General features: G+C 43.4%; 15 protein-coding genes. All 15 read right to left on the reverse strand.

Annotation, left to right across the window (positions count from 1 at the left end; genetic code table 11):
* Window positions 1-19: 19 nt before the first annotated feature.
* On the reverse strand, window positions 20-2,176 hold the full coding sequence (locus tag DV740_RS05400) for a PilW family protein (RefSeq protein WP_118087565.1): 2,157 nt from the start codon (window positions 2,174-2,176) through the stop codon (window positions 20-22).
* A 27-nt stretch (window positions 2,177-2,203) separates the two neighbouring features.
* Entirely contained in the window at window positions 2,204-2,794 is a 591-nt protein-coding gene (locus DV740_RS05405; RefSeq protein WP_117947415.1) for a pilus assembly FimT family protein, read from the reverse strand.
* Between the two features lie 7 nt (window positions 2,795-2,801).
* The gene (locus DV740_RS05410) at window positions 2,802-5,018 is read right to left on the reverse strand and encodes a hypothetical protein (protein ID WP_117947416.1); all 2,217 of its coding nucleotides are present in this window, start codon (window positions 5,016-5,018) and stop codon (window positions 2,802-2,804) included.
* Window positions 5,019-5,030: 12 nt separating this feature from the next.
* Window positions 5,031-6,134, reverse strand: a complete 1,104-nt coding sequence (locus tag DV740_RS05415; RefSeq protein ID WP_118087567.1) for a type II secretion system protein — start codon at window positions 6,132-6,134, stop codon at window positions 5,031-5,033.
* A gap of 55 nt (window positions 6,135-6,189) precedes the next feature.
* Window positions 6,190-6,957 (reverse strand): hypothetical protein, encoded by a 768-nt coding sequence (locus tag DV740_RS05420; protein WP_118087568.1) that lies wholly within the window; start codon window positions 6,955-6,957, stop codon window positions 6,190-6,192.
* Window positions 6,950-8,653 carry a pilus assembly protein PilM gene (locus DV740_RS05425; RefSeq protein WP_118087569.1) on the reverse strand — a complete coding sequence of 568 codons (1,704 nt, stop codon included), beginning with the start codon at window positions 8,651-8,653 and terminating at the stop codon, window positions 6,950-6,952. The genes DV740_RS05420 and DV740_RS05425 overlap by 8 nt, the downstream gene beginning before the upstream one ends.
* Before the next feature lie 77 nt (window positions 8,654-8,730).
* On the reverse strand, window positions 8,731-9,489 hold the full coding sequence (locus tag DV740_RS05430) for a prepilin peptidase (protein WP_330414786.1): 759 nt from the start codon (window positions 9,487-9,489) through the stop codon (window positions 8,731-8,733).
* A gap of 31 nt (window positions 9,490-9,520) precedes the next feature.
* Window positions 9,521-9,985, reverse strand: coding sequence for a type II secretion system protein (locus tag DV740_RS05435; RefSeq protein ID WP_117947419.1), 465 nt, complete (start codon window positions 9,983-9,985; stop codon window positions 9,521-9,523).
* Between the two features lie 77 nt (window positions 9,986-10,062).
* A complete protein-coding gene (locus tag DV740_RS05440) occupies window positions 10,063-11,277 on the reverse strand; it encodes a type II secretion system F family protein (protein WP_118087570.1) in 1,215 nt (404 codons plus the stop codon).
* 118 nt (window positions 11,278-11,395) lie between these two features.
* Complete coding sequence (locus DV740_RS05445) at window positions 11,396-12,454, reverse strand: type IV pilus twitching motility protein PilT (protein ID WP_118087571.1); 1,059 nt, start codon at window positions 12,452-12,454, stop codon at window positions 11,396-11,398.
* Between the two features lie 20 nt (window positions 12,455-12,474).
* Complete coding sequence (locus tag DV740_RS05450; RefSeq protein ID WP_117841990.1) at window positions 12,475-14,169, reverse strand: GspE/PulE family protein; 1,695 nt, start codon at window positions 14,167-14,169, stop codon at window positions 12,475-12,477.
* A gap of 223 nt (window positions 14,170-14,392) precedes the next feature.
* Window positions 14,393-16,087 carry a nucleoside kinase gene (locus tag DV740_RS05455; RefSeq protein ID WP_117947422.1) on the reverse strand — a complete coding sequence of 565 codons (1,695 nt, stop codon included), beginning with the start codon at window positions 16,085-16,087 and terminating at the stop codon, window positions 14,393-14,395.
* Between the two features lie 28 nt (window positions 16,088-16,115).
* Window positions 16,116-16,901, reverse strand: a complete 786-nt coding sequence (locus DV740_RS05460) for a Nif3-like dinuclear metal center hexameric protein (protein ID WP_118087572.1) — start codon at window positions 16,899-16,901, stop codon at window positions 16,116-16,118.
* Window positions 16,898-17,692, reverse strand: coding sequence for a tRNA (adenine(22)-N(1))-methyltransferase (locus tag DV740_RS05465; protein WP_118087573.1), 795 nt, complete (start codon window positions 17,690-17,692; stop codon window positions 16,898-16,900). Before DV740_RS05465 ends, DV740_RS05460 begins: the two co-directional genes overlap by 4 nt.
* A gap of 3 nt (window positions 17,693-17,695) precedes the next feature.
* Window positions 17,696-18,808 carry an RNA polymerase sigma factor RpoD gene (gene rpoD, locus DV740_RS05470; protein ID WP_117698098.1) on the reverse strand — a complete coding sequence of 371 codons (1,113 nt, stop codon included), beginning with the start codon at window positions 18,806-18,808 and terminating at the stop codon, window positions 17,696-17,698.
* Between the last annotated feature and the right edge of the window lie 126 nt (window positions 18,809-18,934).

The following is an 18,934-nucleotide window of genomic DNA, read 5'->3' on the forward strand; positions in this document are numbered from 1 at the left end:
TCTTTTACTTCTCAACAAGCTAGTTTGCCTTCAATGTATTAACCAGATCCATTACACTGCTTTTTTCCATAAAGGATAACTCCCTGTCTCCCCGACTATTTACATGCAAATTTTTTGCTATTACAACACCCCGGCAATAACCCGCCTGACCTTCAAAATAAACATCTCCTTCCGGTGCATAAATCAGCCCGTCAAAAGTAGTAATTCCTTTGAATTTCAAGCTATGTTCTCCCTTTATATAAATCACCGTATCACTATTACAACAAATAAAAGGTGCATCAAGTTCAACATCTTTATCAATAATAATAATTCCCTCTAAATTAAGTATCTTAGAACTTTCATACCTTCCCGGTCCGTCCTGTACAAATTCATTTACGCCAGACAGCGTACGCTCATTCTCACCTGTATGCTGCTCCGATGGTGTAAGTTTATGCGGCTCGCCGGTATTTGCTATCAACCCATTGATTCCGGAAGTAAGATTCGTAAATTGTAATGTTGAATCTGCTATCATTACCGGTCCCCTGCAATGTACACTTGACCAGAACCAGTTCTCCTGATCTGGAAAATATGTTGTTTCCACAATATATGGGAAATCCAATTCCTCCGCCACATGAATTGTAACAGAATCATAGCCTGTATGCCATTGATTTCCAGCTTTGACTGTAACATAAATCTCACCATCCTCAGCTGTTTCATCAATACTTATTTTTATCTTTTCATCATCTGTTCCAGAGGTTTCAAAAGTATAGGATTCCTTATTTATATTCCCGCCTTCTTTAAATTCATAACTACGTTTTGTTCCAATATCGAACCTCTTTAATGCTGTAGACAAATTCACGGTGTCTCCAGGATGTACCCAATAATCCAAACCATTTGATTTATCAAAATATACAACATCACCTGCTCCAGCCGTTTCAGGCGAATCCACCACCTCTATATAAACCATATCTTCATACGGCTGACCATCTACTATACCGCTAATCTTCACTGTATATTCTCCTAAAGGTGTCCCCGGATACTCTGTTTTCACACATCTTGCATTCATCAAATCCAATGATGGATATCCTCCTGCAACTGTTACAGAATCTGCGGGATTCACCGAAAGTAAATCCAATGGATTACTTTCCCAGGTAATAGAACCACTTAATGTTCCATTCACCCTTGCATAGATATACATTGATTTTCCTCTTTGCAGCCAGTATTTCCGAATCTGGCCTAAAGACAGCTTCTTGCCATGTACTACTGTTACTTCCGCCGTTCCTGACTTGGTGGTATCCTGTACCGATGTCGCTGTTACCGTTAAGCTCTTTGCCTTCTCATCCATGCTGATCCACAGCAATCCATCCTCTGAAATAGTGGTCAGGGAAGACGTATTTCCGGAAAGACTCCAGGTTACCTCCTGGGATGGTGAATTATTACCATAGACAATTGCCTGAAATGCCTTTCTTCCGCCGGGCCGCATCATAACTGTCTGTGGCAGAACCTTAACGCTGAGTACAGATGAAATGACCGGTGCTGCATCCGGTTTATAAGGCTCCCCATTTACTACAATCTGGTTACGCAGATACACTGTAGTATCCGCTCCATAACTTTTCTCTCCACTGGCAAGTGCAACAGACACTGTTACCTGACGCAATGAAGTTACTTTCGTCAGATCAATGGAAAAATCTGTTACATGCGTTGCCAGATCCTGTTCTTCTATATTTTCAGTTACCGTTCCTGCCGCATCAATAGTCTCCTGCTTATATGTCAGCTTCTCTGTGGATTTTGTCCACAAAACGGTCTCTTTTGTATATCCGGTATCGGTGGTCTTATAAATCTCCAGCCATTTTCTGGTCAGTCCTGCTGCTCCACCCGGATAAAGGCTGTCCTTTAAAATTTCCGTGCCGCTTCCACTCTCTGATACATCTGCATAATAACGAAGTGCACTGTCTGTATCGATAATATAACTATCCATCTGGGATAGGAGAATCTGTGCATCCTCCTGTAAGTCTGCTTCATCGGTTACTTTTCCATATGTTCTTGTGGAGAAAATCAAAAATGTGCCGATTAATCCACCGACAATTGCCACAATCGCAATTCCCACCAGCAGTTCAACCAGCGTAAATCCTTTATTATCATATATCCCGCATTTTCTGATTTCACAATACTTCTTTGAAGCTTTCCTGTGGTCCACTTTGTTTTCCTCCTCCCTGCTTTTTGCTTACTGTATCTCATGTCTGCCGGTGGCAGCACTTATTTTTATCTGCATATCACGGTCTGACAACTTCAAATATATACCAGTATAATAGCTTTCCACACTGTTTACCTTTACGGTCTTAACCGCCCCCGTACTTCTGTCATAGAGAAATTCTGCCGCACTGCTTAAATTACTCTCACTGCCTTGATTGGATAATGTAACATCTGATACTGCTGTCCCGTCTTTTCCTTTATAACTTAGCGTAATCGTCAACGGTTCTTTTCCAAGTGAATACTTTTCCAGCACCTTGTCCTCAGTTACACGGTAAATATTTCCGTCCCGGCAGGATTCCTTTATTATTGCCGCATAATATTCTCCATTCAATTCATAGACAATAAGACCTGCAGTATCACTCTTACTCATAGACTGAACCATAGCTTTATCCAGTGCTGAATCCAGTCTTTCCGCAGCATGACGCAGTTTCCATCCATTCTGTGAGCCGGTAAGCAGAAACGCTCCCACAGAAATAATTGCAAGAATCGCCACGGTAACAATCAGCTCTACCAACGAAAATCCACTATTCTTTTTTCCGCTTATACGATTCCCTTTCTGCATCTTATCTTTACTCCTTTGACCAGTTCTGATAGGTTACAAGCTTCGTTACATCCACGGCATCCTCTCCGGTATATGCCTTTCCAATACTGCCTACATAGTACTGGCTGTTCTTCAATACCTGTGACAGAATATAGGTATCTGACCCCTTCTTATATTCGGCATTCTGGATGACTCTGGCAGCATCCTGCATATCAGATGACACTGTTGAACTGCTGCTTCCCGGCATGCCAAAGGTCACCTGGCCACCACTTAAAATTGTACCGGAGTAATCTGCTGTAACCTTCACATCTCCGGTTGCAATGATAAGCGGTACATTCTTTCCACCCAGAAACGAAGCATCCACCTCCAATGCTGATGCACCTTCATTATCTGTTACGTATGCCACCTGCCGGACTCCATCCCCATCGGTAAATTCAAATTCAACTGCTCCGGATGTGCCAGTAATTTTTTTCAGCCCGTCTACATCCACCAGATTTTCAAACACAGTGGCTGCCTTCTGCTCCGCTGTAAGCCTCTCATAATCCTTTGTCAGTGAAATATTATAAGAAGCATACATATCCTGCCAGCCACTCTGCAGTCCGGCATAATAACCATCCTCGTAAATATCGTCTAATCCATTACTTATGGTTGTCGGCTCAATGGTACGGATTCCTTTTGTATCCCAGACAAGAATACTTCCGTTGGTAATCTTCTCCACAGAGCTGCTCTCCCGGATAGATAATTCTGCGTCATCCACATAAAGAGACAGGTACTGCTGCCTTGTGGCTGCATGGTCTGCATCATTGTAGTATGCAAGGTCAAATGCCGCAGCTTCCTTTGCATTCTCGAATTTTAAGAAATAATAAACCAGACCATCTTTATATAATGGTGTGATATCCAAAGCATGATAATTTTTTAACACTTCATAATTAATATATTTTTCCGGAGCTGCTGCAAAATCACTCTTTGCCATAAAATCTTCCGCTACCGTTGTGGGATTGGTAGTATTTATAAGAAAACAGTCTGCCGGTGCAAGATATGCCGTCTGGCTGCTCTTTACAGCCAGGGATTCTCCCATCATGGCATTGCCGCTTCCGATATAGGCATTTCCTGCTAACATCAATGTCTTTAATCCATTCATGCGGATACTAGCCTTGCCACTGTCTGCAATTCCATTGATAATCATGGCACTGCTGTATGCCGCCTTATTGGCATTGACTTCTTCTGTAACTACAGATGCCGCTGCCTTGGCAGTCTCCGGATTACCGTAGCCATAATACTCTCCACGCAAGGTAACATCACCGCTTCCGGTAATCGTCAAATCATCCGATACATATGTACTGCCAGATAAGGACAGGGCTGCGTTGCTGTAAACATTGAGATTATCTGCCCATATCGTAGCTTTGGTATCCGTTGTAAAAGAACCTTGGTTTTCTACCGTAAGTCCGCCTCTGGTAATCAGCGTCTTGCGCAGTCCAAGCATTACACTTCCACTGTTGTCAATGTGGAATCCATTCCGGTCACTGCTGCTCCCGGTATAATAATTGCCTGCGTATACATTGCCATTCATGGTAAGTGTACGGTTTCCATTGTTTACCCAGACACCTTCATCTGCTACCACACAGTAATTCAGCAAATCCGGTACTGATGTTGACTGGATAAAGTTTACCTGTGGATAGCTTAATACAAGATCTGTATCTACAACTGACTCATAAGCATCTGCATCCTTATAAGAAAGCTCCAGATTCATAATCACAAGACCGGACTGTGTTACCACAAAATCTGCATCTTTGCCATCCTGTGTTGTAAGTCTGGCTCCGGTACCGGTTGCTGCTTCATAACGGTGGGACGCACCGATATAATTCTCAAGATAGCCGATATCATAATGGGTATCATCCATGGTCTGCCCGATTTTCTTCTTTAACTCCTTCCGGTACAATTCCCGGAAGGTGCTCTGACGCACAGCATCCTGATAACTGCTGGCAGAATATTGTGACATAACAGAAAGATATGCCGTGGTTGCTGCATCTGCCACATCCTGCTGCAGACCGGTACGTATCTCATCCATTGCCGCTTCTGCATCATAGAAATTATCCGCAGACTTCTTATATACTGACTTCATCTGTATATTCATCAGAGAAAGAGACAGTACTATAACCACCAGTATGCTTACCAGTGCCACTGTTCCAATGACCATGACCAGTGACATTCCTCGATTGTCCCGTGATTTCTTCCATCTGTTCATTGTTTTCCCGCCTTACTTCATTGCCGTTCCTGTTAAGGTAATTGATTTTTCCGAATCTACCGGTTTAACGGTTACTTCTACTGTATAAAGTCTGGCTGCATCTGCCTTTGCAGCCTCGCCCATCTTCTGAAAACCAAAGGCGCTTTTAGCTGTAGCTGCTGTAATACTGCTTCCATTTCGTTCTATACTGCCGATGTCTGTCTTATCATCTACAGAAAGATTTGTATGAATCTGTGTTGCTGCCACTGTTGATGGAGCACTTTCTATAATACTGACTGCAAGTGGTGTATCCTGCGAGCCCTGACGGATAAGATATACATCAACCGGAATATCCTGTCTGTTTTCGATTACCACCTTCTCCTGCGTTCTGTACATATCACCGGCTGTTCGAAGTGCCGGAATATAGCACACATAAAGACTTCTGAGATCTGCTCCGGTCAGCACCGAATCAAATATGGTCAGGGTCTGGGGTGTTCCGATTGTATTTCCGGAAGCATCACTGTATGTTACCGTCTGGGTAACGGTATATCTGCCGTGATTTTCCTTTACTGCAAAGCGGTATTCCGTTCTGCATGCATTCAGCAGTTCTTCCGCCTTCATGCCCAGCGAATCCGCATTTTCATCTATTATGTCAAATCTTGCATTCTTGTCCTCTACATAAACAGCATCCCGGCTGTCATCCATAACAGAAATCTCCGGGATACCCTGTGCATTATATGCTTTTTCATCCGTACCATCCAGATAGGTCTCCTGCGATGGTGTCATTACTGCCTTAACATCATATGCCCTGCCATCAAAGCTGTAATTGCTATACTCAGCCTCATAAACCGGAAGATCCACACCATCTATCGTAACCGTGTCTCCCGATTTCACACCATAGCCTTCAACACCTGCTGCTTTTATTTCTTCCATAATATTTTCAGCCAGCGTAGTCGCATTTAAATTCTGTCTTGCCCTGACATTGGTCTGGGCAGATGTTACAAATGCTTTCAGTAAAGGAACTGCACACAGTACGAGAATCGCTACTGCAATCAGAATTTCCACTAATGAAAATCCCCGGTTATTTAAACTACAATTTAATTTATGATTTAATTTTCTGCCATTATAACCGCTCATACCATCTCTGCTCCTTTCTGCTTTTCACATTTTCTTCTATACTGTCCGGCTTTTCTTACCGCCTGGTATCCGTTCCTGTGGTACCTGCTGTTCCTGTAGTACCTGTTTTTCCTGTGGTATCTTCTGTACCTGCGGCATCCGATGAAGCTGACGGCGTAATCGTTCCCGTTCCAAAAATATTATCTGTTCCTAAGGATACCCCATCAATGGTTAATGGTTCATATGGTTTCTCACTTCCGTAAAGATAATACATATTTACCGTCATATTTCCTTTCAGTTTCCCGGTTTCTTCATCCGGCTCGAAGCTTGCTGTATCCACAGACATCTTGAAATTATTATTCTTTAATCCACGCAGACAGTTCTTAAGCTGTGTATAATCACATTCACAGTCAAGACTTACCACGGTACGATATAACAATTTGCCATCATCTGCCGGATTACTTCCATCTTCATTCATTTCATAAACCATTTCGTCCGTCTGGAGACCTACGCCGGTAACATGAAAGCCATACTCTTTTTCAAGACTTCTGGCAAACATAATCTTATCCTCCGAACGGATCTCTGATGGAATTGCATCCATTACCTCCTGCATTTCCTGTGTCATGGAATCTGTATATGCCTTATAAGTCTCTTCGTTCTGCTTCATGGTCTGCATAACCTTTACTTCTCCACGCACCTCATCTACCTGGCTCTTTAAATTTTTATTTGCCTTCTGGACATTCAGATATCCAAACTGGTAGATTAAGAAAAATAATACTATGCCGCCTAATACAAATATCAGTTTTAATTCCCTGTCGTTTACTTTCTTATTTTCCTTATTCATTGTCTGCCTCCCCACTTTCGGTACTGCCTTCCATATCCGGATAAATATACTGGTCACCATTCATATAGGTCTCGACATCTTCTTCCGGTGTGGTCTCGGTATCAATGGAATCATCTGCTGTACCATTTACATAGGTACACATCACTGAAAATGTTACCGTAATTTTACCGTTCTCATCTGTGGATTCTGTAATTCCGTTGGTCGTTACACTGCGGAAAGCGTCGAAGGTTGCAAGATTCTGCAAAATCTTTGCTGCTTCTTCCTTTGTAGATACTTCAATGTCCATGGAAATTCCCTCTCCATTACTGGTAAGGCTTGTTACCTTTACACCGGATGGGAATTTTTCTTCCATTTCTTCAATGGCATCTGCCAGTGCATCACTGACTGTCTCTGTCTTGCCATTCATTTTTGTCACATCATCATACTGGCTCTTGGTATCCACATATGCATTATAAATATCCTGTATATATTCCAGTTCATCCTTCTGCTTATTCAGAGTATTCAGTTCGTGGGATAATGCAATCCTCTGTACTCCGGATAATGCCAGCAATATCACAGCACATGCCACGCAAAGCAGACCAATCAGCTTTGCTGCAAGCAATTCGCGTTTTTTCTTCTCTTCTATAATCTTTGCAGTCTGTGCCGAACCAAACACAAAGTCTAATGGCTGTATTGCTGCTCCATAGCAGGCTTCATACATGGCATCAAATCTGCCTCCGGATGTACGGAAACCGTTTAAAACATCTTTTTCCTGTAAATGTACCGGAAGATTCAATTCCAGGGACATCAGTCTGTCCAGTCCCTTGATATAAGCTCCGTTACCAATCAGGAAACACTCTTTTACTTCTGCCCCATTATTTCTGGACTGATAATAATCTAATACCCGCCGAATATTGCCAATCATCGGACGCAGTGCTTCTACCGCTTCTGCCCGCATGGCATTCATGGCATCTTCCGGTGCCGCCTGGTTTGCATCCAGACAGTCTGTCTGCTGTAATATATCCATTGCTGCCGGATACTGTTCCTTCGGGAAAAGACCGGAATCCACTACAACCTTCTCTACTTCTTCAAAGCCATAAAATACTGTTCTTTGTAATACAACCATTCCCTGATTGATAATCGTAATCATGGTTGCATTATTGTCTAATTTTACAGAACAGCAGATATTATTTCCTACCGCTTTATGCATCATCTGGAAAATACTGTTTCCCACATAATCAAGTGCTGTAAGTTCCAGGGAGCAGAAATCTGCCAGCTCTTCATAAGACTGTACCAGATCTCCCGGCACAGCAAATACATATAATTTTCTCTTCTTTACCGTGTCCTGCTGTACCACACCTTCATTCCGGTATACCAGCTGGTACCGGGATAAATCTACCGGGAAGAAATCTGCTGAATTTGTATTTAAGAAATCCTTGATACGGTTTTCTTTTATCATCGGAATCAGCACTTCACGGCTTGCTATCTTACCGGAATTAACTACAAACAAAGTTTTCCGTGTCTTAATCTTATTTGCATCCAGAAGCTTATGTAAGGCTGTGCGGAATTCCTCACTCTTACGCACACCAGCTTCTCCAATTACACCTACCGGAGTCTGAAAGCTAAAGCTTCGATATACTTTCGGATTCTTCACCCGGTAATCCATCTCCAATACATGGGTTACATCAACACCTATTTCTATACTTAATATCTTCATCCTTCACTCACCTTTCGTGATTATAACTGGAAAGCATACCTATGCTTCATACACTTTCCACTTATAATCACTCTTTTCTACATAAAAAGTCCCAGATACCAGTCTATCATCCCATTTCCCCACAGGGCAGCAATAAATATCCCGACCGATAAGTATGGACCCAGCGCCAGCATTCTGCCGGCACCACATACCTTCATCCGGAACAGATGTACCACAGAACCCGCAATACATCCAATCACAAATGCAAGAATAATCAACTTCCATCCGAGAAGCAGCCCGGCAGCCGCCATCAGCTTGATGTCTCCACCACCAATTGCTGCTCCTCTGGTAAGAAGTGATAATAACAGCAAGAACAAGCTCACTGCAAAGAAACCAATCATCAAGGTTCCTCTGTCCCCTTTTCCAAATACGCACCGGATAACCCCCAGTACAAACAGGAACACATTGATTCCAAAAGGAATCTCATAGGTGCGGTAATCTATCACACTAAGTACGATTAACGCAGAAGTCATAAGACAGTATAAAATACTGTCCCACCTAAAATCTGTTGCGTAAAATACAACTACATAAAGGATTCCATTGAGTGCTTCGACGATAGGGTACTGCTTTGACAGCTTCGAACCACAGTAACGGCATTTTCCCTTTAAGAAAAGATAACTGAACAGCGGCACTAAATCATACCATTTCAACCGATGCCCGCAGCTCATACAGTGGGAACTCTCCCGGACGATATCTTCTTTCTGCGGTATCCGGTAGATACAGACATTTAAGAAGCTTCCGATGACAATTCCATATATGAAAATAAATACTGTGATGAGTGCAAGCATTGGTGTCATGGTATGTAGTGTCCTTTCTTAGCTCAGCGGATTATTTTGTCCACTTATCTTTATCCACTCCTTCAATGGATGGAGAAATCTTGGTATCTTTTGTAGCATCATATGCTTTATCTGCCTCGCTTGCTGGTGCAAGATATACAGCAACCGCACCCTTGCTGTCACAGCTATACATAAATAAATAGCTTGAATCTACTTTACATGTAGGTGCTGCTTTTCCCATTTCTAATGCCTCTGCAACAGCAGCTGTTACTTCATGCTTGTTTCCATCATAAGTCATACCTGTTGGTGCTGTTCCCTGAGAATCTGCGTACTGAGCTGCTACTGCATTGTAGATGTTCTCTGCCTGCTGGATATCTCCGGATACTTTGGAGCTGCTGATGTACTTAACAAACTGAGGAATTAAGATTCCTGCTAAGATTGCCATGATGGCAATAACGATGATTAACTCAACTAATGAAAAGCCTTTGTTGTTCTTTCTGTTTCTAATCTTGTTCATAATGCTATTCTCCTTCTTGTATAAATATAAATATTTTATCTTAAAATCCCGCCCCTATTACGGAATCTTAATTCGTTTTACATGTTGCCGAGCTGGTTGTACATGGAAAGCATCGGCGCATAAATTGCTGCAATCAGAATTACTACGATAATTGCCATTACTACGATAATCATTGGTTCCATTGCCGCCATAACCGTCTGGGTGGTCATCTCAACCTCTTCATCATAATAATCTGCCAGCTTGTCTAACATGCCCTCAATATCACCGGTTTCCTCGCCGATAGAAAGCATGTGGATTACCATAGGCGGAAACAGTCCGCCCTTCCGCAGCGGTTCTGATAACGGAACACCCTTTGCCACTTCCTCTCTTGCTGACTGCAATTGCAGCTGGAAGTGACGGTTCTTCATCAGCTTGGTGACTGCATCAATTCCATGAATCAATGGGATTCCTGCATACATTAAAGTACTTAATGTACGGGCAAACTGTGAAGAATATGTCTTTATGTTTAACTTGCCAAATATTGGAAGTTTCATGGCTATTTTGCCAAAGAACAGCTTTCCATTCTCTGTCTTGCGCCATTCCCGGATACCAAGTACAATCAGCAGGATTCCTCCCACGAAAAGATACCAGAATTTTGTAATCACATGGCTCATGCTCATCATTGCCCGGGTGATGCCCGGCAGCTGCATGCCTGCCTGTTCAAAGGTTGCTGCATATCCCGGTATTACCTTTACTACCATCAGAATGACGATTAATACTGCCACTATCAGAAGTACCACCGGATAAGCCAGTGATTTTTTCATTAAACCGGACAGTTTCGCCGTCTTATCAAACTGCACTGCCATACGGCTGAAGGAAAGTTCGATATTACCGGAGGTCTCTCCTGCCGCCACCATATTCACTAACATTTCCGGGAAAATCTCTCCCTGATGTCCCATGGCTTCAGATAGTGTCTGTCCTTTCTCCACTTCGGTACGCACTTCATGAAGTGCAGCGGAAAGCCTCTTATTTTCCGTCTGTTCCTCTAACATTCCAAGGGCATCAATTACCGTAACCCCGGCTTCTATCATACTGACAAACTGCCGGCAGAACACGCTCAAATCCCTTGGTTTTACTTTCCGCCCAAAGCTTAATTTAATATCCTTTTCCAACATTCCGACTTCCTTTATGGATATTAAAGTAAGTCCGTTTTTCTTAAGCCGGGCTGCTGCCTTGTCCTGATTTTCTGCATCAATGGTTGCCTTCTTCTCTTTTCCCATGGCATCCACTGCTATATATGAATAACTGGGCACCTTCTCATCCCCCTTACAGTATATTTATCGGTTAAATTTCAAATTTGTTAACCATTTTTCTCATTCTACGGTATCCACGGAAGCTGCTGTTAACAGTTCCCTGCAGATGCTCCGCAGTTTAGAATAGCGTTACCTTCTGCTGCATAACTGCCGGCTCCTGTGCGAAGCTTACGGCATCTTCTGCGGATATCTTATTCTGCATATAAAGGTCATAAATGGCATCATCCATTGCCTGCATGCCAAGCTTCTTGCTGGTCTGTATCATAGACTGTATCTGGAAGCTCTTTCCTTCACGTATCAGGTTACGGATTGCCGGAGTGGCAAGCATGACCTCGTAAGCCGCCACACGTCCGCCGCCTTCCTTTGGAAGAAGCTGCTGGGCGATAATTCCTTCAATAACACCTGACAGCTGTATCCTGGTCTGCTGCTGCTGATGCGGTGGAAACACGTCAATGACACGGTCAATGGTTGCTGCTGCACTGTTGGTATGCAGGGTTGAAAATACCAGATATCCGGTTTCTGCCGCCGTAATCGCAATACTGATTGTTTCCAGGTCACGCATCTCCCCCACCAGAATTACATCCGGGTCTTCACGCAATGCGGCGCGAAGTGCTGACGCATAACTCTTACTGTCATAACCGATTTCCCTCTGCAATACAATTGACTTGCTGTGAGGATGCAAATACTCAATCGGGTCTTCCAGTGTAATAATTGTCTTAGCATATGTTTCAGAAATAATATGTATCAAAGACGCCAGTGTGGTAGATTTACCACTTCCGGTCGGTCCTGTTACCAATACCAGCCCACGCTTGCGGTTGGTCAGGTCAACCACAGATGGTGGAATACCAAGCCGCTTTGCTTCCGGTATCTCAAACGAGAGTATACGGAGTGCTACCGCATAAGTACCTCTCTGACGGAACACATTAAAACGCACCCTGTGAAAGCCTGCGATAGAATACGCAAAATCCAGTTCTCCATTTTCCTTCAGCTCTGCCTTCTGCTCTTCCGTCAACAGCGGTTCTATCATTTCTTCTATTTCAAATGGTTTTATCTTCTCATCTGATGCGGGAACCAGTTCTCCATCAATCCGGAACATCACCGGGCTTCCCGGTGCAAGATGGATATCGGATGCCCCTTTTTCATTTCCTTCCCGCAAAAACATTTCTATTCTGTTCATTGTAAAATCCCCAGTTCTCCTTAATCCTCAGCAGATACTCCCACCAGCTCTGACACAGAAGTAATTCCTTCTAAAACTTTACGTCTGGCTCCCGCTGCAAGAGTTTCCATTCCATTTTCTACTGCCAGATGTTTGATTTCGGCAGTGGAAGCATCTTTTGCTATAGCGTCTTTCATTTCCGTGCTGATTTCCATCATCTCATAGACACCGATTCTGCCCTTATACCCTGTATTGGCACACATCGGGCAGCCCTTTGCTTCAAAAATCATCGTCTCATCCAAATCATCCAGATTCAGAAGCTTGCGTTCGTATTCTGTCGGCTTATGCGGCTGTTTACAGTTCGGACAGAGTCTCCGCACCAGACGCTGGGCAATTACACCAATTACGGAATCCGCAAGGAGGTATCCCTCTACGCCCATATTTAACATTCGGGTAATGGTTCCTGCCGCACTGTTGGTATGCAGGGTACTTACTACCAGATGTCCAGTAATAGAAGCCTGTACCGCAATCTCTGCAGTTTCTTCGTCTCGGATCTCTCCAATCATGATAATATCCGGATCCTGTCGCAGGATTGAACGCAGTGCAGATGCAAAGGTCATATCCGCTTTGGCATTTACCTGTACCTGATTGACGCCGTCCAGATTCGCCTCTACCGGGTCTTCTACTGTGATAATATTAATATCCTCTGTATTCAGTTCAGAAAGTGCTGTGTAAAGCGTCGTTGATTTACCACTTCCGGTTGGTCCTGTTACCAAAAGGATTCCATTCGGATGCTTTAACATACGATCAAAGCTTTCCAGCTCCCCCGGGGTAAATCCAAGTTCCCTCTTATCCTTGGTCAGTGCTTTCTTCTGTGCAAGACGAAGTACACACTTCTCTCCATAAACCGTTGGCAGGATTGATACACGGATATCATATTCCACACGATCTACCACAAGGGTAATTCGTCCATCCTGTGGTTTTCTTTTTTCTGATATATCCATGCCGCCAATAATCTTGATACGTGCTGTAATTGCATTCAGAAGCCGGATGTCGTAGCTCGCCTTCTCATATAACACACCATCAATCCTGTAGCGGATTCTTACACGGCTTTCCAATGCTTCTATATGTATATCACTGGCACGCTGTCTTGCTGCCTGCTCAATCATGGCATTTACCAGAAGGACAATCGGGGAATTTGCAATATCTTCATCATTCTCCTTCTCCTGTTCCCTCTGCTCTTCCTGCCGGCGCTCCAGTGCATATGCCTCAGCCACCTTCCTTGCTTCACTGCTTCCATAGAAACGGTCAAGGGTAAGCATAATATCATGGGTTGTGGCAATTACCGGTGCGACCTGCAGATTAGTAATAATAGAAAAATCATCAATTCCACGCATATCCATCGGGTCGGCCATTGCCACACGGACTTCATTCATATTATTCGGTGAAAAGCCAATTGGTACCATGACATATTTTCTCAGAACTGCCACGTCCACCAGCTTTAGCACATTTTCTTCTATCTGTATTCCACTAAGCGAGACTATTTCCAGTCCAAGCTGGCTTGACAGTGCCTTGGCAATATCCGTCTCATTGGTATAACCCAGCTCTACCAGAACCTCACCCAGCCGCTTTGTAGTCCCCTTTTTCTTCTCTAATGCATCTGAGAGCTGCTCATCTGTAATAATCTGTTCCTCAATCAGCATATCCCCCAGACGTTTCTTCTGTCTGCTTTCCATTCTCTGCCACTCTCCAAATCATTCTTCACATATCATGATGTGACAAAAATCATCATTATTTTATTATAGCCATTCTTTATATGCTTTTCAACAAAATTTCTATTTTTATTCGCTTTTTTTCGTAATTTTTGTCTATTTTTTTGTGTTTTTAAGTAAAATTCAGGGATAGACAAATGTCTCTTTTGTACAAGAAACACGGTCTATCCCTCATATAGCTTCTATATCAGACATTAAAACAGCTTCCACCGATAAACTCACGGATAATCGAATTGTTATTGATATTATCTGCCGGTACCGGAAGGAAATAATCTAAGAACTTCAGCAGCCGCTTCGCTTCAAGATACTCCGGGCAGTCCCGTTCAATTGCAAACAGCAATGGCTCTGCATACTGTTTTAGCACAGCAAGTTCATAAATTAAAGCTGAATTAAACATTACATCAGCACCTTCCTGAAATGGGAAGATATTTTTTTCTTCTCCCCGCCTTACCGAATCCCACATGGCTATGGTCTCCCTTGCTGATGTAGCCCTGGTTCTTGCGTCCCTTACGATTCTCCGGATCAGTCTGCCATCTGTCGTCGGCAGGCAGTTATGTTCATCAATATCCAGCTGGGTCAGCGCACTGATATAAATACGGAATTTGCTTTCCTGCGGCAGAGAGTAGGAAAGCCTGTCATTCAGTCCATGGATGCCTTCAATAACAAGTACATCTTCCTCTCCAAGCTGCATCATTCTGCCTTTTGCTTCCCGTTTTCCGGTTTTAAAATTAAATACCGGCAGTTCCGTTGCATCTCCATTTAAAAGACTTGTCATATCATTATTAAAACGGTCAATATCCAATGCCTCCAGGCATTCGAAATCCAGTTTTCCATCTGCATCTTTCGGTGTCTTATCCCGGTCTACATAAAAATCATCCAGCGGAACCGGATGCGGTTTCATGCCATGGGCGGCAAGCTGTATGGACAGCCTGTGGGAAAACGTTGTCTTCCCGGAAGAGGACGGACCTGCTATCATAATGAATTTCTTATGATGTCCCTCTTTAATCTGCTCTGCCAGCTGTCCTATTTTCTGTTCCATCAGGGCTTCCTGTATCAGAATTATTTCCTGTATTCTGCCGGCAGAAACTGCATCATTCAAAGCTCCTATGGTTCCTACTCCCATGGTATGTCCCCACTCTGACGCTTCTTCCAGTGTCAGGTACAGTTTATCCGATGGGACAAAAACATCCACCGTCCTGGTATCTTTTCCCGGAAAGAGCAGCATAAAACCTTCTTTATATAATGTCAGGTCAAAATATTTCAGATAACCGGTAGACGGTACCATATATCCATAGAAATAATCTTTGTAATGATCCAGCTCATAAATATTGACTCTTGAGCTTCTCCGGTAGCGGAACAGTCTTTCTTTATCGGTCATTCCCAGTCTCCGGAAGAGTTCTACTGCATCTGCCGTCGGCAGACTGTGCTTTTCAATCAGAAAATCGGCTTCTACCAGACGCTGCATCTCCTGCTTTAAATTCCTTAACATCTGTTCATCGACAGCTACCCATTCTGCCTGCTCTGATGCTCCGTTCTTTTCCTCATTCCGCTTCAGTTCACAATAATATCCCTGGGCAATGGAATGCATGATGCGGACCGTAATCTTTTCTTCCCCATAAAGATTATGCACTGCCTTCTGCATCAGTAACGCCGTACTTCTCCGGTATGCTTTCCTTCCATCCTTGTCTGCTGTTGTAATAAAGGTAAGATTTCCCGATTCTACCTTCTCACGCAGCTCCCGCAGGCGGTTGTTCACCAGCACCAGGACAATATCATCCGAAAACTGTTTCTGATATTCCTTGGCAAGCTGCTTGTATGTGGTTTCCGGCACATACTCCCTTACATTTCCATGAATATTAATTCTACATTTAATTTCTCCCATAGTAGTCCCCCATTTCTTTGATTACTATTTATACAATATAGGAAAACGGAGATTGTAACTTCTGGCTGTATATGTTCAGTTCCGGTAATTTTTCCTTGAAATATTCTGCCATATAGGTTACAAAAATATGCTCCAATCCATAATGTCCTGCATCTAAGATACTTAAGCCTCTGGCTGCTGCGTCGATTCCCGTATGGTGGTCAATATCTCCTGTTATCAACACCTGGGCACCCTTTGCAATCGCTTCATCCACTTCACTCTTTCCGGAGCCGGGACAAATTGCTGCACGCTGTACCATGCGGCTGGTATCACCAAATACTTTTACCGCTTCTGTCTGAAACCGGCTTTTTACAATCCTGCCGCAATCCCCTAGACTTATCTCCTCTGGCAGCATCCCCACTTTGCCGATACCACAGGATTTTCCCTGCCACTCCCCGGTTACTTCCAATGGTTCTGTCTCCATTAGTTCCAGGTAATCTGCTGCAAGGTCCGCCATGACGCAGATATCAAAATTCGTATGCATCGCACAGTAAACCATATCCTGCTGTGCCAGTCCGTAAATTCTTCTGCCGATAAAATCACTGGTAAGAATATTTTTTATTCCACCAAAGATTAACGGATGATGCGTCAGTATCATATCAGCCTTAAGTTCTTTTGCTTCCGCAATTACTTCATCGGTTGCATCCACCGCCAGATAGATACTGTTTATCTCTTTCTCCCATCTGCAGACCTGAAATCCTGGATTATCCCATTCACAGGCCATTGCTACAGGAGCAAGTGTCTCTAATATTTCCCGTATCTGTTCACACTTCATATATTTTCTCCCATGATACGCTCTGCTTCTTCTATCATTGCAAGTTTCTCTTGCAGTTCTTTCTGCCGTTCAAAGCGTCTTGTACTGCCATCTTCTTTCTGCTGCAATTCATCCTGTTGCGTTGCAGATTGTTGCAGCAATTCTGGTTTCTGCAATACAGTTTGCTCCGGCATAAGCTTCTGGATTTCAAGTTTCTTTAAGATTTCCGAGAACTGCTGTCTCTGTTTTATTAAATATTGTTTTAATATTTCATTTTTTGTCTGTAATAAATATCCACCATAACGAAAAGCAACATCCGTCAACGGTGCTGCTTTTCCCGGTACGCATCTTAACATTACATAATATTTACCTTCTTCTTCCACCATATCTTCTTCTTCAATGTGAAAGCCTTCCGCATAAATATAACGGCGTACCTCTTCTATTTCAGACTGTGGCTGTAACACAAGATTATTCATCTTCTTCCAAACTTCCGGATGCTCTGCAAGAATCCGTTTCGTCAACGCTCCACCCATTCCGGCGATTACCACGCCATCGGCTTCAGATGGAGCCAGTGCTGTAAGTCCATCGGACAATCTGGTTTCTATGTAATCTTCTAAATGAACTTCCCGGATATGCTCCTCTGCCCGAAGAAGCGGCCCCCGGTTCACATCCATTGCAATGGCATGCCCAATACATTCTGACTGAATCAGATAAATCGGAACATAACCATGGTCACATCCTACATCTGCAAGGCAGGTGGTATTCTGAACCAATGCTGCAACTGCCTGCATTCTTTTTGAAAGTTTATTCATATATTACTCCAGATAGTCCTTTAATTTGCGGCTTCTGCTTGGATGACGCAGTTTACGGAGTGCCTTTGCTTCAATCTGACGGATACGCTCCCTGGTTACATTGAATTCTTTTCCAACTTCTTCCAGTGTACGGGCACGTCCATCTTCCAGACCAAAACGAAGGGTTAATACCTTCTGCTCCCGCTCGGTCAGTGTTCCAAGCACTTCCTCTAACTGCTCTTTTAACAGGGTAAATGCTGCTGCATCAGCAGGTACCGGTACATTATCATCCTGAATGAAGTCTCCTAAATGGGAATCTTCCTCTTCACCGATTGGAGTCTCTAAAGAAACCGGCTCCTGGGAAATCTTTAAGATTTCGCGTACACGGTCTACCGGCATATTCATTTCTGCCGCAATCTCTTCCGGGGTCGGTTCACGTCCCAACTCCTGCAGTAACTGTCTGGAAACGCGGATCAGCTTGTTGATGGTCTCAACCATATGAACCGGGATACGGATGGTTCTTGCCTGGTCTGCGATGGCTCTTGTGATTGCCTGACGAATCCACCATGTTGCATAGGTAGAGAACTTATAGCCTTTCCGGTAATCGAATTTCTCAACGGCTTTAATCAGACCTAAGTTACCTTCCTGAATCAGGTCTAAGAATAACATGCCACGTCCTACATAACGTTTTGCAATACTTACCACCAGACGGAGGTTGGCTTCTGCCAGACGTTTCTTTGCTTCCTGATCACCTAATTCCATCCTCTTTGCCAGTTCGATTTCTTCCTCTGCACTTAAAAGAGGCACTTTACCGATTTCCTTTAAATACATACGAACCGGGTCCTCAATGGATACGCCGTCCGGTACCGATAAATCAATCTTTTCTACCTCTACCTCGTCTTCGTCATCTAAGATGATATCGTCATCGATATCGTCATCATCCATGATTCGAAGCACATCAATGTTATTGGTCTCAAGGAAGTCTAAGATTTTCTCAAACTCATCTGCATCCAGTTCCATGTCCTTGAAGAACTCGCTGATTTCCTGATACTCAAGGCTGTTCTTTTTCTTCTTTGCCAGTGCAAGGAGTTCCTGGAGTTTTTCCTGCAATTTTGCTTTTTTCTCCTCAATGCTCATCTTTTCGTCTTTTGCTGCCGGAGCACTTTTTGCAGCTTTTGTTGTCTTTTTCGTAGTCTTTTCCATCTTTTCATCCATTTTCTTGTTCATCCTCTCATGATTCGTCATATAAACGGGACTAAATAG

It is taken from the genome of Roseburia sp. AF02-12, from assembly GCF_003461765.1.
GTDB classification, from domain to species: Bacteria; Bacillota; Clostridia; order Lachnospirales; family Lachnospiraceae; genus Roseburia_C; species Roseburia_C amylophila.

Excerpts from the sequence above, each read along its gene's own strand:
- DV740_RS05420 (WP_118087568.1), bottom strand. The coding sequence starts at position 6,957 with ATGAATAAGGAAAATAAGAAAGTAAACGACAGGGAATTAAAACTGATA.
- DV740_RS05460 (WP_118087572.1), bottom strand. The coding sequence starts at position 16,901 with ATGAAGTGTGAACAGATACGGGAAATATTAGAGACACTTGCTCCTGTA.
- DV740_RS05430 (WP_330414786.1), bottom strand. The coding sequence starts at position 9,489 with ATGACACCAATGCTTGCACTCATCACAGTATTTATTTTCATATATGGA.
- DV740_RS05425 (WP_118087569.1), bottom strand. The coding sequence starts at position 8,653 with ATGAAGATATTAAGTATAGAAATAGGTGTTGATGTAACCCATGTATTG.
- DV740_RS05415 (WP_118087567.1), bottom strand. The coding sequence starts at position 6,134 with ATGAGCGGTTATAATGGCAGAAAATTAAATCATAAATTAAATTGTAGT.
- rpoD (WP_117698098.1), bottom strand. The coding sequence starts at position 18,808 with ATGAGCATTGAGGAGAAAAAAGCAAAATTGCAGGAAAAACTCCAGGAA.
- DV740_RS05405 (WP_117947415.1), bottom strand. The coding sequence starts at position 2,794 with ATGCAGAAAGGGAATCGTATAAGCGGAAAAAAGAATAGTGGATTTTCG.
- DV740_RS05435 (WP_117947419.1), bottom strand. The coding sequence starts at position 9,985 with ATGAACAAGATTAGAAACAGAAAGAACAACAAAGGCTTTTCATTAGTT.
- DV740_RS05465 (WP_118087573.1), bottom strand. The coding sequence starts at position 17,692 with ATGAATAAACTTTCAAAAAGAATGCAGGCAGTTGCAGCATTGGTTCAG.
- DV740_RS05445 (WP_118087571.1), bottom strand. The coding sequence starts at position 12,454 with ATGAACAGAATAGAAATGTTTTTGCGGGAAGGAAATGAAAAAGGGGCA.
- DV740_RS05455 (WP_117947422.1), bottom strand. The coding sequence starts at position 16,087 with ATGGGAGAAATTAAATGTAGAATTAATATTCATGGAAATGTAAGGGAG.
- DV740_RS05410 (WP_117947416.1), bottom strand. The coding sequence starts at position 5,018 with ATGAACAGATGGAAGAAATCACGGGACAATCGAGGAATGTCACTGGTC.
- DV740_RS05450 (WP_117841990.1), bottom strand. The coding sequence starts at position 14,169 with ATGGAAAGCAGACAGAAGAAACGTCTGGGGGATATGCTGATTGAGGAA.